The organism is Cryobacterium sp. TmT2-59 (assembly GCF_004403545.1).
Lineage (GTDB): Bacteria > Actinomycetota > Actinomycetes > Actinomycetales > Microbacteriaceae > Cryobacterium > Cryobacterium shii.
Window position 1 is genome coordinate 31,479 of sequence record NZ_SOGM01000073.1, and the last position, 14,640, is coordinate 46,118.

Consider the following 14,640-nt stretch of genomic DNA (forward strand, 5'->3'; position numbering starts at 1 on the left):
CACCGTGCGCCGGGGAATCCCCCGGCCCACGGTCATTAGTGCGCGGCCGCGTCCCAGTTGTCGCCGCGTCCTACCTGCACCTCGAGCGGCACGAGCAGGTCGGCCGCCGTCTCCATTTGGTGCGTCACGACCAGGCGAAGCGCGTCCCATTCGCCGGGCGCCACATCGAAGATCAGTTCGTCGTGCACCTGCAGAAGCATGCGGGATTCCAGACCGCCCTCCAGCAGGTCCTCCTTGATGCCGTTCATCGCGATCTTCATGATGTCGGCGGCAGACCCCTGGATCGGGGCATTGAGGGCGGCGCGTTCCGCGTTCTCGCGCAGTGCCCGGTTGGTGCTGTGCAGCTCGGGGAACGGACGGCGCCGCCCGAAGATGGTCGCGGTATACCCGTCGACCTTGGCCTGCTCCACCACGTTGCGCAGGTAGTCGCGCACGGCGCCGAAGCGGGCGAAGTAGTCCGTGATGAGCTGTTTGGCTTCCTTCGTGTCGATGCGCAACTGCCGGGACAGGCCGAACGCGCTCAGCCCGTAGGCGAGTCCGTAGGACATGGCCTTGACCTTGGAGCGCATCTCGTTCGTGACGTCCTCCGGGGCTACCCCGAACACGCTCGCGCCCACGAACCGGTGCAGGTCCTCGCCCGCGTTGAACGCCTCGATCAACCCCGGGTCCCCGGAGAGGTGCGCCATGATCCGCATTTCGATCTGTGAGTAGTCCGCGGTCAGGAGGCACTCCGCCCCCTCGCCGGCTTGGAAGGCCGCGCGGATGCGACGGCCTTCCTCGGTGCGCACCGGGATATTCTGCAGGTTCGGGTCGGTCGAGGAGATCCGGCCGGTGGTGGTGCCGATCTGCACGTAGGTGGTGTGGATCCGACCGGTGGTGTCGATGGCCTTGTCCAGGCTCTCCACGATCTGGCGCAGCTTCGTGGCGTCCCGATGCTTGAGCAGCATGTCCAGGAACGGATGCGGGTTGCTGGCCTGCAGGTCGGCGAGGGCCCCGGCATCCGTGGAGAACCCGGTCTTGTTCGCCCGGGTCTTCGGCATTCCCAGCTGCTCGAAGAGCACCTCCTGCAGCTGCTTGGGCGATCCGAGGTTCACCTCGCGGCCGATCTCGGCGTACGCGCCGGCTGCGAGCCCAGCCGCGCGTTCCCCGAGCTGGGCGGACAGTGCGGAGAGCTGGTCGTGGGACACGGCCACGCCGGCGAGTTCCATGTCGGCCAGGGCCACCAGGGTGGGCATCTCGATGGCGGTGAGCACGCTGCGCGAACCGTCGTCGAGCAGTGCCTCGATGGCTCCGGCGACCCGGAACGTGTACCAGGCCTCCATCGGCACTCCGCCGTTCTCGGTCTCCTCGGGCACCAGCTGGTTCGGGTCGCTGACCGGGAGCGTTTCGTCGAGGTACCGGCTGACGAGGTGGGCGAGGGTCGTGTCCGGTCCCCCGGGCCGCAGCAGCCAGCCCGCGATCAGGGTGTCGAAGACCAGACCGGTGAAGTCGATGCCGCTGCGGCGCAGGGCCTTGATCTGGAGCTTGGCGTCGTGCATGATCTTGGGCGAATCGCTGGCCAGCCAGGTCTCCAGCGCCAGGTAGTCCGCGCGGCCGGGCTGCCACGGCAGGTTGACGGTCTCGGCCCCGCCGGAGAGGCCGAAGCCGATCGCCAGGCCGTCCTGCACTTCGACGCACAGGCCGAGGCCCTGCGGGGAAGCGGCGGAGGCCCGAGCGATCCAGGCGCTCAGTTCCTCGTCCAGCAGGTCCTGGGCGATCGGGGCCCGGGGGGCCGGGACGAGTTCCTGGGCCGGCGCCGCGGCCGCGACGGCCTCGCCGGCAGCACCGGGACCGCCGGCCCCCTCGAGCTTGATCACGCGCTCGAGCAGGGTCCTGAATTCGAGCCGTCCGAACACGTCACGCACGGCGGGCTCGTCGATGGTGGATCGCGCAAGGTCCGGCAGTTCGACCGGCAGGTCCAGGTCGGTGACGAGGTGGTTCAGGCGCCGGTTGCGGATCGCGTTTTCCTTCTGCTCCCGAAGGTTGTTGCCGACGACGCCCTTGATCTCCTCGGCGTGCTCCAGGATGCCGTCGAGGCTCCCGTAGAGGCCCAGCCATTTCACGGCGGTCTTCTCGCCGACCTTCGAGATGCCGATCAGGTTATCGCTGGTTTCGCCGACGAGGGCGGCGACATCCGGGTACTGGGCCGGTTCGATCCCGTACTTCTCCCGCACCCTGGTCGGGTCGTACCGGGTGAGGGCCGATACGCCCTGGCTGGCCGGGTAGAGCAGGGTCACGTTCTCGTTGACGAGCTGGATGGTGTCCCGGTCGCCGGAGACGACGAGGACGTGGAAGCCCTCGCTGGAGCCGCGGACGGACAGCGTCGCGAGGATGTCGTCGGCTTCGTAGTCTTCCTTGGTCAGGGTCTTGATGTTCATCGCGGCCAGGGCCTCCTGCAGCAGCGGCACCTGCCCGATGAACTCGCTCGGAGTGCTCGCCCGCGTGCCCTTGTACTCCGCATACTCGCGGGTGCGGAAGGAGTATCGCGAGATGTCGAAGGCCACGGCGATGTGAGTGGGGTTCTCGGTGCGCAGCAGGCTGAGCAGCATGGACAGGAAGCCGTGGATGGCGTTCGTGTGCTGCCCGTCGCGGGTCTGGAAACTGTCCACCGGGAGGGCGTGGAACGCCCGGTAGGCCAGGGAATGGCCGTCGATGATCATCAGGGTAGGCTTTTCGGAATCTGACACAGAGACAGCCTACAAGCGTCATCCGGCGTGGGCAGGTGCAGCGACCGAAGGTGAATATGATCCAGAAGACCACGGATGCACTCGAGTGGGTCCAGCAGCGCGGAGCCGGCTCACTGGCCGAGAAGATGGGCATCGAGTTCGTCGAGTTCACGATCGACCGGGCCGTCGCACGGATGCCGGTGGAGGGCAACACCCAGCCGGCCATGCTCCTGCACGGGGGCGCCTACGTGGTCCTGGGCGAATCGCTCGGATCGATGGCCGCCAACCTGCACGCAGGGCCGGACCGTCTGGCGGTGGGGATCGAGATCAACGCCACGCACACCCGGTCGGCGACTTCCGGCTACGTCACGGGAGTGTGTACGCCCGTGCACCTGGGCCGCACGCTCACGACGCACGAGATCGCGGTGACCGACGACCAGGGACGCCGCTGCTCGACCATCCGGATCACGAACCTGATCAAGGACCGGTCCGGAATGAAGTAGGAACGCGAAAGGCCGAGCAGCCCACGAGAGGGGGCTGCTCGGCCGGCCGAGATTCCGTTCGCTTCGGGTACTGGTGCTACTTCTTGGCGCTCAGCTGCTCGATGATCGCCTGGGCGACGTCGTGCATGGTGAGCCGGCGGTCCATGGACGCCTTCTGGATCCAACGGAACGATTCCGGCTCGGTGAGCCCCATCTTCTCGTTGAGGAGCCCCTTGGCGCGGTCGACGAGCTTGCGGGTCTCGAACCGCTCGACCAGGTCCGCGACCTCGGCTTCGAGGGTGATGATCTGGCTGTACCGGGACAGGGCGATCTCGATCGCGGGCAGCAGGTCGTTCGGAGTGAACGGCTTGACGACATAGGCGAGCGCACCGGCCTCCGTCGCACGTTCCACGAGTTCCTTCTGGCTGAACGCGGTCAGCAGAACGACGGGCGCGATGTGGGCCTTCGTGATGCGCTCGGCCGCGGAGATGCCGTCGAGGTGAGGCATCTTGACGTCCATGATGACGAGGTCGGGCCGAAGCTCGGTGGCCAGGGCGACGGCGGTTTCTCCGTCGCCGGCTTCACCGACCACCTCGAATCCGGCGTCACGGAGGATCTCGACGATGTCGAGGCGGATGAGGGACTCATCCTCGGCAACGACAACGCGCCGAGGAGGTACTGGGGTGGAATCTTGGTCGGTCACGGGTGAAAGCCTACGGTATTCTGATCCAGGTGTTGTGAGCCGGTGTGGCGGAATGGCAGACGCGGAGCACTCAAAATGCTTTGTTCGAAAGGACGTGTGGGTTCGAGTCCCACCACCGGTACCAACACCACGTAGTGAAACCCCCGGTCAGTGACGCGTGGCGGGCGCTCGTCGCCTGCTAGTCGCGCACGCCGGGCAGCGTGACGTCGTCCCGGGACATGTCCTCCTCGAGCAGCGCCGTGATCGACCGAAGCGTCTCCGGTGACACATCCCCGAGCACCCGGGCCGCGAAGTTGACGACGCGTTTGGCGCGCAGGCTCTTCACAAAGACCAGTTGGGCGTCGACCCGTTCCGGCAGGTCGCCCGACCCGAGCAGGTACTTGGGCGGGATGCGGAAGAACTCGCCGATCCCGGTGAGCAGGTCGGCGTCGGTGACCAGTGGGCCGTCCCCCGTGATCATGTAGGCCCACCGGGCGCGCGACAGCGAGAGGCCCCGCGCTTCCAGGCCCGCGGCGATCTGCTTGTACGTATGGGGAGTGTTTCCCTCGGCGACGACGACATCAAGCAGCAGGTTCAGTTTGCGGGCCAGTTCGAGCTGCGGGCTGACGGGTTCGCCGGCCGGGTTCAGCGAGCCGTGGGATGTTCCGGGGTTGATCACGATCGCCCGCTCCCTTCGAGAACCTCGGGGTGGTTAACCGGGCGGCGGGTCGCCGTCGCCCGGACGTGGCGTTCGATGTCCTCGATCAGCGCCCGCTCGGCCGGGGAGACGGCCTGACCGGGGTTGAGGAGCAGGCTGTCGCGGACTTCGACGTAGCGCCGATACAGGTGGGCACGGGGATCCCTGACGATGAGCAGCATCGGCCAGGTGAGCCGGCGCTCGATGCTCAGCTCCGGCGAGTCCGCCAGGAGACGTTCCCAGAGAGGCGTGATTCGCCACAGCAACTCGCGGTGCCGAACGCTTTTGCGCGCGGATTGGATCGCGTCCGCTGTCGCGGTAAGGCCCAGGCCGACGGCCAGGGATATCGGCGCGGTGAGGAGGGCGAGGTGGTACACCGGGCGCGACCAGACCTGGAAAGCGGTCTCCTTGAGGAGGATCAGTTCCGCTGCATCGAACATGCTGAGCAGCGCGTAGACCAGAACCCACCAGCATCCGAAGGCCACAAACGCAAGCGACACGCGGGTCACCGTGCGCCGTTGGCGTCGAAGGTCCGACAGGCAGGCGTACCCCACCGAGATGGAGAAGAGGGCCATCGCGATCCAGGTCGTGGCGGAGTATGCGGCGAAGTCCCACCGCGTCGGGAACGACTTGTGGATCTCCCGGACAAGGTGCCAGTCGCTGCCGAAAAACAGAATGGCCTGGACGGCGATGATCGCCGCGGCCGCCGCGGCGCTGACCTGCTTGCGTCGCTCGGTCAGTCGTTCACCGGATACCGCCTCCCCCACGAGCGCAGCGAGGAGTGTTATCGCCACGATCGCCGTGGCGTGGAAGATGAAGTACGGCACGTTGACGCCGCCGAGTAGGGCGTCCACCGCGTTGTAGATGACGTGCGGCTGAAGGGACATGGTCGTGGCGAACGCGGTCAGAAACCAGAACAACGTCCGCCGCCGACCGCGAATGACCGAGGGCAGGCAGAAGCCGGCGGTGACCCACAGAAGCGCGGAAACGGCGAGGAGGGCGGTCTGCATCACAGCACCCTGCCGAATCCGGTTTGGGGGCCCTTGGCGGCATCCGCCTCGTCCTCCAGCATGATCAGCGCCAGCCGATCCCCGATCGCCTCCGCGAGGGCCTCTTGGTCGTCGGTGAAGCTGCTCCGGGACAGCGCATAGGCGATGGCGTCCAGCGGGATGAGGGGCGCCAGCAGGGCGACCCGTTCGATCGGCAGAAGTTCCTTCTCGTGACGGAGGATCATGTGGCCGAATTCGTGGTTGATGAATTGCTGGCGGTGAACCTCCGAATCCGTCGGTGCGTGATGGATACGTTCGAAATTCTCACCGGCGACCTCGATCCAGAGCCCGCAGACGCCGGACTCGACCAGGCGCGTGCTGGCGGGGCGGATGACGATCGTCTTCCCCCGGAGCCCCTCCATGTGCCGGTGGAGCAGCTCCGCCGTCAAAGGATGCGGCAGGTGGAGGGCGGCTACCAGGTCGCGCGCCCGCTCCGTGCGTTTTTCGTACCTCAGGCTGTGTTCCCCACTCACTGCGCCACGGCAACCCCCTTCGAGGGACGCCGGATCGGCGTTGGACATGTCTAACAGGTGATAACGTGAATCTCGGTTGGACATGTCTACGCTACCGGGTCGGAGGGCCCGCAGTCGCCATGGGGAGCCAACCATTCACGCTCCTTTCGGAGTGTTCACGCGCACAGTCTCACCGGGGCGACACCGAAGGGGAACGGGGTGTCCACCCGGTGAGGCGGTGCGTGCAGAACTCCGGCGGGCGACGACTCAAATCGGCGAGTCGAACTGCGGAATGCTCAGTATCAGATTCGGGTGCCCACGTCTGCCCCCAGTCTGGGCTGCGGAATCCGCAATAGGGTGGAGCGACGAAAAGACCTGTTGAACCGCGTACTCGACCCGAACAGAGGATGCCCCGTGACAACACTTTTGGACGACGCCATCCACTTCGCGCGCGTCGCGTACTCCAGCCACCGCGACGATTTCGGTCGGCTGGCCATCGAGCATCCGCTTCGCGTGATGGATGCCCTCGCGAGCGACGACAACAGGCTCGTCGCCGTGCTGCACGACACCCTCGTCAACTCGGTCGCCACCCTCAGCGACCTCCGCGCATTCCTGCCGAACCGCCTTCTGATGGCCGTCAGCGCCCTCGGCAACATCGACGAGGACACGGACGGGATCTCCCTGCAGCAGATCCTGGCCGACCCGATCGCGCTCACGGTGAAGCTCGCGTGCATCGCGGACCTGTCCGATCCGGCCCGCCTGGCCGACCTCGACCCGTTCACCCGGCGGAGCCGGGAATCGCACGCCGTGTCGGCCGCGCTGGCGCTGGGAACGACCCTCCCCGCCGTGCGCGCCCTGATGGTGCCCGCCGGCGTGCAGCACTGACGCCGGATCCTCAAGAAAGGCCCCGCACCCCGTGTGACACGGGGTGCGGGGCCTTTCCAGGAGAGGTGTCAGCTCTTGGCGTACGCCGGGTGAACTTCATTGTGGGCATCGCCGACGCGGTGCACACGGATGTCGTTCGTGGAACCGGCGATTCCGGGAGGGGATCCGCTGATGACGACGACCTTGTCACCGAGCTGAGCCAGGCCCTGCCCGAGCAGGATGTCGTCCACCTGTCCGAACATGGCGTCCGTGTGCGTGACCCGGTCCACCAGGTAGGTCTGGATTCCCCAGGTCAGCGCGAGGCGACGGCGGATGCCGGGCTCGGGCGTGAAGGCCAGCATCGGGATCTTCGACCGCAGACGCGACATCCGCCTTGCCGAGTCGCCGGACTCCGTGAAGATGCACAGGAACTTCGCTTCGACGAACTCGGCGACCTCGATGGCTGCGAGGGTGATCGCGCCACCCTGCGTGCGGGGTTTGTTCGTCAGCGGGGCGATGCGCTCCAGTCCGTGGTCCTCCGTCGACGCAACAATGCGCGCCATCGTCTGGACCGTCACGACGGGGTATTCGCCGACGCTGGTCTCACCACTGAGCATGACCGCGTCAGCGCCGTCGAGCACGGCGTTCGCGACGTCGGACGTTTCGGCCCGCGTCGGGACCGGGCTGTGGATCATCGATTCCAGCATCTGCGTGGCCACGATGACCGGCTTCGCCATGCGGCGGGCCAGTTCGACGGCATGCTTCTGCACGATCGGGACGGCCTCGAGCGGCAGTTCGACGCCCAGGTCGCCACGGGCGACCATGATGGCGTCGAAGGCGTCGACGATGCCTTCGAGGTTTTCCACGGCCTGCGGTTTCTCGATCTTGGCGATGACGGGGACACGACGGCCCTCTTCTTCCATGATCTCGTGCACGCGAGTGATGTCGGCGGCGTCACGGACGAACGACAGCGCGATCAGGTCCGTTCCGAGGCGGAGGCCCCAGCGCAGGTCCGCCTCGTCCTTTTCGGACAGGGCGGGCACGTTGACGGCGACTCCGGGCAGGTTGATGCCCTTGTTGTTGGAGACGGGGCCGGCGACGATGACCGTGGTGGTGACGACGGTGTCGTTCGTGGCCACGACCTCGACCTTGACCTTGCCGTCGTCGATGAGGAGGAAGTCGCCCGGCTTGACGTCCTGGGGCAGACCCTTGTAGGTCGTGCCGGACAGGTCGCGCGTTCCGACGACATCCTCGGTGGTGATCTTAAAAATGTCTCCGACGGCCAGTTCGTAAGGGCCGCCTTCGAACTTGCCGAGACGGATCTTCGGCCCCTGCAGGTCGACCATGACGGCGACTGCGCGGCCGGAGTCGTTCGCTGCCTTGCGCACGTTGGCGTAAACGCCCTCGTGCACCTGGTAGTCTCCGTGGCTCAGGTTCATCCGGCAGACATCTACACCGGCATCAATAAGGGCTCGAATTTGATCGTAGCTGGATGCTGCCGGCCCGAGCGTGGCGACAATTTTGGCGCGTCTCATTCTGAAAAAACTCCGGTTTCCGCGCTGTTTGGGCGCATGATTTCTGTTGTGGAACGGGAGACCACGGGGTGGTGGATCTCTTGGAATTGACTCACTGGTCAGTGACCAATCAGATTGCGAAGGCATGATCCGTCGGTTTGACCGGAGCAGGCAACTGTGTCTCGCCTTCGAGGAATTTGTCGACCGCTGCCGCAGCAGCCCGGCCTTCAGCGATCGCCCAGACGATGAGTGACTGACCGCGGCCGGCATCACCGGCAACGAAAACGCCTTCATGGCTCGTCTGGTAATTGTCGTCACGTTCGACATTACTCCGACCATCGACCGGAATGTGCAGCTGATCGGCGAGGTCGCGGGACTCCGGGCCTGTGAAACCCAGCGCCAGCAGCACGAGATCCGCGGGAATCTCACGTTCGGTTCCGGCCTTCGGCACGCGGCGCCCGTCCAGGAATTCGGTTTCGGCCACGCGGATGGCGCGCACCTCGCCGGCCTCATTGGCCAGGAACTCGACCGTCGACACCAGGAATTCGCGGTTGCCGCCCTCCTCGTGGGCGCTGGACACCTCGAACAGCGTCGGCGACAGGGGCCACGGCTGGTGCTCGGGGCGGTCCGTGCCGGGCTGACGTCCGATGGCGAGGTTGGTGACGGATGCCGCGAGCTGGCGGTGTGCCGTGCCGATGCAGTCCGCTCCGGTGTCACCGCCCCCGAGCACAACCACGTGTTTGCCCTCAGCCGTGATTTGCTGGTCGACGGTGTCGCCGGCGCCCACCTTGTTCTGCTGGACCAGGTACTCCATGGCGAAGTGCACCCCGGGGAGGTCACGGCCGGCGACGGGCAGGTCGCGTGGCACCATGGCCCCGGTGGCGATCACGACGGCGTCGTACCGGGCGCGCAGGTCGGCCCAGGTGAGGTCGACGCCGATGTTCACGCCCGCACGGAAGCGGGTGCCCTCGGCGGTCATCTGAGCCAGGCGAGCCTCGAGGTGCTTCTTCTCCATCTTGAAATCGGGAATGCCGTAGCGCAGCAGCCCGCCGATGCGGTCGTCTCGCTCGAAGACCGCCACGGTGTGACCGGCGCGGGTGAGCTGCTGGGCCGCCGCGAGGCCGGCCGGGCCGGAGCCGACGACGGCAACGGTCTTTCCGGTGAGCCGTCCCGGCGGCTGCGGCTGGACCCAGCCGTTGGCGAACGCCTGGTCGATGATGGACACCTCGACCTGCTTGATGGTGACCGGCGGCTGGCTGATGCCCAGCACGCACGACGACTCGCAGGGCGCGGGGCAAAGCCGCCCGGTGAACTCCGGAAAGTTGTTGGTGGTGTGCAGGCGTTCGATGGCCTGCCGGCCCTCGTCCCGCCAGGTGAGGTCGTTCCACTCGGGGATGATGTTGCCCAGCGGGCAGCCCTGCTGGCAGAACGGCACGCCGCAGTCCATGCACCGTCCAGCCTGGCGTTTCAGCTGCGCGGCATCACCCTGCTCGTAGACCTCTTTCCAGTCCATGAGTCGCACGGACACGGGACGACGCGCGGGAAGCTCACGCTCAGTCGTCTTGAGGAATCCCTTCGGATCAGCCATTGGTTACCTCCAGAATGCGGCTCCAGACAACGTCTCCATCGGGGTCGAGCCCCTCGGTGACGGCGTTCTGCCTGGTGGCCAGGACGGCCGCGTAGTCGCGCGGCAGCACCTTGACGAATGTGGACATGGTGGTTTCGAGGTCGGACAGCAGCCGCGACGCCAGAACCGACTCGGTCTGGTCCCGGTGCTGTTCGAGCAGGTCCTGAACGATCTCACGGTCGGCGCCGCCGAGCGGAAGCAGCGTCAGTTCGCCCGAGTCGAGGGCCTGGCGGTTGACGTTCTCGGTGCGGAGGCCGTACACGTAGGCCGTTCCCCCGGACATGCCGGCCCCGAGGTTGCGCCCGGTCTCACCCAGCACGACGGCCAGTCCGCCGGTCATGTATTCGAGGGCGTGGTCCCCGACCCCCTCGACGACGGCGGTGGCACCGGAGTTGCGCACCAGGAACCGCTCCCCCACGATGCCGCGGATGAACATGCTGCCCTGGGTGGCTCCGTAGCCGATGACATTGCCGGCGATCACGTTCTGTTCGGCCGGGAACAGACTGCCCCGGTCGGGTCGCACGGTGATCTGTCCGCCGGAGAGCCCCTTGCCGACGTAGTCGTTCGAGTCGCCCTCCAGGCGCAGGGTGATGCCACCGGGAAGGAAGGCGCCGAACGACTGTCCCGCACTGCCGGTCAGGGTGACGTCGATCGACCCGGCGGGCAGGCCCTGTGCACCGTGGCGCATGGTGACCCGGTGCCCGAGCATGGTGCCGACGGCCCGTTCGGTGTTGCGGATGGGCAGGGTGATCCTGACCTGGCCGCCGTGTTCGAGCACACTGGCGCTCTGCCGGATGAGTTCGTTGTCGAAGTGGAGCTCGAGTTCGTGTTCCTGTTCGCGGCCGGACTGGCGCGGCTCGTCGGCCGAGAAGTCAGGGCCGACCAGGATCGGAGCCAGGTCGAGCCCCGACGCCTTCCAGTGGGCGAGGGCACCGTTCACATCCAGGACCTCGCGGTGCCCGATGGCCTCGTCCAGGCTGCGGAATCCGAGTTCGGCGAGGTACTCCCGCACCTCCTGGGCGATGAACTCGAAGAAGTTGACCACGTGCTCCGCCTTGCCCGTGAACCGCTTTCGCAGCTCCGGGTTCTGGGTGGCGACGCCGACGGGACAGGTGTCGAGGTGGCAGACGCGCATCATCACGCACCCTTCCACGATCAAGGGAGCAGTGGCGAAACCGAATTCCTCGGCGCCGAGCAGGGCGCCGATGATGACGTCACGGCCCGTCTTCAACTGGCCGTCCACCTGCAGCACGACCCGGTCGCGCATGCCGTTGAGCATGAGGGTCTGCTGGGTCTCGGCGAGGCCGAGTTCCCACGGGGTGCCCGCGTGTTTGAGTGAGTTCAGCGGGCTCGCCCCGGTTCCGCCGTCATGGCCGGAGATCAGGATCACGTCCGAGAGTGCCTTGGCCACCCCGGCGGCCACCGCTCCGATGCCGGACTGGCTGACCAGCTTGGTGTGGATTCGTGCCTCGGGGTTCGCGCGCTTGAGGTCGAAGATCAGCTGTTTGAGATCCTCGATCGAGTAGATGTCGTGGTGGGGAGGCGGCGAGATCAGGCCGACCCCGGCGGTCGCGTGCCGGGTGCGGGCGATCCACGGGTAGACCTTGGTCGGCGGCAGCTGGCCGCCCTCGCCCGGCTTGGCCCCCTGGGCGAGCTTGATCTGGATGTCGTCGGCGTGGGAGAGGTACATGCTCGTGACGCCGAACCGGCCGGAGGCCACCTGCTTGACCGCGCTGCGGCGCTCGGGGTCAAGCAGGCGGTCGAGGTCTTCGCCGCCCTCGCCCGTGTTTGATTTGCCGCCGAGACGGTTCATCGCGATCGCGAGGGTCTCGTGCGCCTCGGCCGAGATCGAGCCGTAGCTCATGGCCCCGGTCGCGAAACGCTTCACGATCGACGCCACGGATTCCACCTCGTCCAGCGGTACGGCGTGCCGTTTGCCGGTGTTGAAGGTGAACATGCCGCGCAGGGTCATCAGGCTCGACGCCTGGTCGTCGACGAGTTTGGTGTACTCGCGGAAGATGTCGTAGCGGCGCGTGCGGGTGGAGTGCTGCAGCCGGAAGATGGTGTCCGGGTTGAACAGGTGCGGGGATCCTTCCCGGCGCCACTGGTACTCGCCGCCGGTCGCGAGGCGTTCGTGGGCGGTGACGGCCGCGTCCTCCGGGTACGCCGCCGCGTGCCGGGCCTCGTTCTCGGCCGCGATGACCTCGATGCCGATGCCGCCGAGCTTGCTGGTGGTGCCGGTGAAGTACTGGTCGATGAAGTCCTGGCTGAGGCCGACGGCCTCGAAGGTCTGGGCGCCGGCGTAGGACGACACGGTGGAGATGCCCATCTTGGACATGATCTTGAGCACGCCCTTGCCGAGGGCCTTGATCACATTGCGCACGGCCTGCTCCGGCGTGCCGGTGGTGATGAATCCGCTGCGCACGAGGTCCTCGCAGGTTTCCATCGCGAGGTACGGGTTGACCGCGGAGGCGCCGTAGCCGATCAGGAGGGCAACATGGTGCACCTCGCGCACGTCACCGGCCTCGACCACGATGCCGACCTTCATCCGGTTCTCGGTGCGGATCAGGTGGTGGTGCACGGCGGCGATCATCAGCAGCGACGGAATCGGCGCGAAATCCTTGTTGGAATCTCGGTCCGAGAGCACGAGGAACATCGCGCCCTCGTCGATGGCAGCGTCGGCCTCGGCGCACATCTCCTCGATGCGTGCGGCGAGGGCGTCAGGGCCGTCCTCGAACCGGTAGAGGCCGCGGATGGTCGTGGTGGTGCGGCTGCCGGGGACGGGGTCCATGTGCTGGATCTTGGCCAGCTCGTCGTTGTCGATGACGGGGAAGTCGAGCACGACCTGCCGGGCGTGCTCGGGGCCGACCGACAGCAGGTTGCGCTCCGGGCCGAGACCGAGCCGGAGCGAGGTGACGACCTCCTCGCGGATCGAGTCCAGCGGCGGGTTGGTCACCTGCGCGAACTGCTGCGTGAAGTAGTCGAAGATCAGCCGCGGCCGGTCGCTGAGCACGGCGATGGGAGTGTCGGAGCCCATCGCGCCGAGCGGTTCCCCGCCGGTGCGGGCCATCGGTGCGAGCAGGATCCGCACCTCTTCCTCGGTGTAGCCGAACGTGCGCTGGCGACGCACGACGGATGCCGGCGGGTGCACGATGTGCTCCCGGTCGGGCAGGTCCTTCAGGTTAATCCGTCCGGCATCCAGCCAGGTGCCCCAGGGTTCGCTGGCGGCGAGTTCAGCCTTGATCTCGTCGTCTTCGATCAGCCTTCCGGCGACTGTGTCCACGAGGAACATCTTTCCAGGACGGAGCCGGCCCTTGCGCACCACGCGCGCGGGGTCGATGTCGAGCACCCCGATCTCGCTCGCGAGTACGACCAGGCCGTCATCGGTGATCAGGTACCGGCCGGGGCGCAGCCCGTTGCGGTCCAGGGTCGCGCCGACGAGCGAACCGTCGGTGAAGACGATGGCCGCCGGACCGTCCCACGGCTCCATCAGCATGGAGTGGTACTCGTAGAACGCGCGGCGATCCTCGTCGAGGTCGGTCTGGTTCTCCCAGGCCTCCGGCACCATCATCATCACGGCGTGCGGGAGCGAACGCCCGGAGAGGCTGAGCAGCTCCACGACCTCGTCGAACGAGGCGGAGTCGCTGCCACCGGGGGTGACGATCGGCAGCAGCGGGGCGAGGTCGCCGAGCAGCTCGGATTCGAGCTGGGACTGGCGCGCCTGCATCCAGTTGCGGTTGCCCTGCACCGTGTTGATCTCACCGTTGTGGGCGATCATGCGGAACGGCTGGGCCAGCGGCCAGGACGGGAACGTGTTCGTCGAGTACCGGGAGTGCACGAGCGCGAGCTTCGAGACGAAACGCGGGTCGGACAGGTCAGGGTAGAACGGCTCCAGCTGCAGCGTGGTGACCATGCCCTTGTAGACCATGGTCCGGCACGACAGGGAGGCGAAGTAGATCTCCAATTCGCGTTCGGAACGCTTCCGGAGCCGCACGGCCTGGCGGTCCAGGACGATGTCGCCCAGCGTCTCTCCGGCCTCCGTCGTCCGGCTGCTCTGCACGAACAGCTGCTGGATCGCGGGCATCGCCGCGCGGGCCAGGTTGCCGACCTCGTCGGGGCGGACCGGCACCTCGCGCCAGCCCAGGATGACCAGGCCCTCTTCCAGGGCGATCCGGGAAATCTGACGCTTGATGCCACTCCTGGCGGTTGGGTTGGTCGGCAGGAACACGTTGCCGACCGCGTAGCGGCCCGCGACCGGCAGGGCGAAGTCGGTGACGGCGCGCAGGAATTCATCGGGGACCTGCGTGATGATGCCCGCCCCGTCACCGGTGCCGGCGTCGGACCCGACGGCGCCGCGGTGCTCGAGGTTGCGGAGCGCATCGAGGGCGAGGGTGATGATGTCATGCCCGGCGGACCCGCGCAGGGTGGCCACCATGGCGAGGCCACAGGCATCGCGTTCGTCGGCAGGGTTGTACAGTCCTTGCGACTCCGGCACACTGCTGAAGCGCGAGAAGAGGGGTGTTTGCGGCATGGGACCGTCCTCAGGAAGATGACTGGCAAGTGGGGAC

10 protein-coding genes and 1 tRNA gene are annotated in these 14,640 nt (G+C 67.0%); 3 read left to right on the forward strand and 8 right to left on the reverse strand.

Annotation, left to right across the window (positions count from 1 at the left end):
* Positions 1-35: 35 nt before the first annotated feature.
* The gene (gene polA, locus E3T24_RS11445) at positions 36-2,726 is read right to left on the reverse strand and encodes a DNA polymerase I (RefSeq protein ID WP_134434633.1); all 2,691 of its coding nucleotides are present in this window, start codon (positions 2,724-2,726) and stop codon (positions 36-38) included.
* 56 nt (positions 2,727-2,782) lie between these two features.
* On the opposite strand from polA, the gene E3T24_RS11450 reads away from it, so the two are divergent.
* Positions 2,783-3,208, forward strand: coding sequence for a hotdog fold thioesterase (locus tag E3T24_RS11450; protein ID WP_134366650.1), 426 nt, complete (start codon positions 2,783-2,785; stop codon positions 3,206-3,208).
* A gap of 76 nt (positions 3,209-3,284) precedes the next feature.
* On the opposite strand, the gene E3T24_RS11455 is transcribed toward E3T24_RS11450, so the two are convergent.
* Complete coding sequence (locus E3T24_RS11455) at positions 3,285-3,890, reverse strand: response regulator (protein ID WP_134366651.1); 606 nt, start codon at positions 3,888-3,890, stop codon at positions 3,285-3,287.
* Positions 3,891-3,928: 38 nt separating this feature from the next.
* On the opposite strand from E3T24_RS11455, the gene E3T24_RS11460 reads away from it, so the two are divergent.
* Positions 3,929-4,014: transfer RNA gene (locus tag E3T24_RS11460), tRNA-Leu, on the forward strand.
* Positions 4,015-4,068: 54 nt separating this feature from the next.
* Here the strand turns inward: E3T24_RS11460 and E3T24_RS11465 are convergent.
* The 3 genes from E3T24_RS11465 to E3T24_RS11475 are packed head-to-tail and all read right to left on the reverse strand — an operon-like array spanning position 4,069 to position 6,088.
* Complete coding sequence (locus E3T24_RS11465) at positions 4,069-4,548, reverse strand: hypothetical protein (RefSeq protein WP_241976133.1); 480 nt, start codon at positions 4,546-4,548, stop codon at positions 4,069-4,071.
* The gene (locus E3T24_RS11470; RefSeq protein WP_134434634.1) at positions 4,545-5,576 is read right to left on the reverse strand and encodes a DUF6545 domain-containing protein; all 1,032 of its coding nucleotides are present in this window, start codon (positions 5,574-5,576) and stop codon (positions 4,545-4,547) included. Before E3T24_RS11470 ends, E3T24_RS11465 begins: the two co-directional genes overlap by 4 nt.
* Entirely contained in the window at positions 5,576-6,088 is a 513-nt protein-coding gene (locus tag E3T24_RS11475) for a hypothetical protein (RefSeq protein ID WP_134403121.1), read from the reverse strand. The genes E3T24_RS11470 and E3T24_RS11475 overlap by 1 nt, the downstream gene beginning before the upstream one ends.
* A gap of 393 nt (positions 6,089-6,481) precedes the next feature.
* On the opposite strand from E3T24_RS11475, the gene E3T24_RS11480 reads away from it, so the two are divergent.
* Entirely contained in the window at positions 6,482-6,952 is a 471-nt protein-coding gene (locus E3T24_RS11480) for a phosphohydrolase (protein ID WP_134403122.1), read from the forward strand.
* Between the two features lie 68 nt (positions 6,953-7,020).
* Here the strand turns inward: E3T24_RS11480 and pyk are convergent, their stop codons facing one another.
* From pyk to gltB, 3 genes are all read right to left on the reverse strand, one after another.
* Positions 7,021-8,466, reverse strand: coding sequence for a pyruvate kinase (gene pyk / locus E3T24_RS11485; RefSeq protein WP_134434635.1), 1,446 nt, complete (start codon positions 8,464-8,466; stop codon positions 7,021-7,023).
* A gap of 109 nt (positions 8,467-8,575) precedes the next feature.
* Complete coding sequence (locus E3T24_RS11490; RefSeq protein ID WP_134434636.1) at positions 8,576-10,033, reverse strand: glutamate synthase subunit beta; 1,458 nt, start codon at positions 10,031-10,033, stop codon at positions 8,576-8,578.
* Entirely contained in the window at positions 10,026-14,603 is a 4,578-nt protein-coding gene (gltB, locus tag E3T24_RS11495; protein WP_134434637.1) for a glutamate synthase large subunit, read from the reverse strand. The genes E3T24_RS11490 and gltB overlap by 8 nt, the downstream gene beginning before the upstream one ends.
* Between the last annotated feature and the right edge of the window lie 37 nt (positions 14,604-14,640).

What these genes read in the sequence shown, in the direction of transcription:
- E3T24_RS11450 (WP_134366650.1), top strand. Translation starts at nt 2,783, where the DNA reads ATGATCCAGAAGACCACGGATGCACTCGAGTGGGTCCAGCAGCGCGGA.
- E3T24_RS11470 (WP_134434634.1), bottom strand. Translation starts at nt 5,576, where the DNA reads ATGCAGACCGCCCTCCTCGCCGTTTCCGCGCTTCTGTGGGTCACCGCC.
- pyk (WP_134434635.1), bottom strand. Translation starts at nt 8,466, where the DNA reads ATGAGACGCGCCAAAATTGTCGCCACGCTCGGGCCGGCAGCATCCAGC.
- E3T24_RS11490 (WP_134434636.1), bottom strand. Translation starts at nt 10,033, where the DNA reads ATGGCTGATCCGAAGGGATTCCTCAAGACGACTGAGCGTGAGCTTCCC.
- gltB (WP_134434637.1), bottom strand. Translation starts at nt 14,603, where the DNA reads ATGCCGCAAACACCCCTCTTCTCGCGCTTCAGCAGTGTGCCGGAGTCG.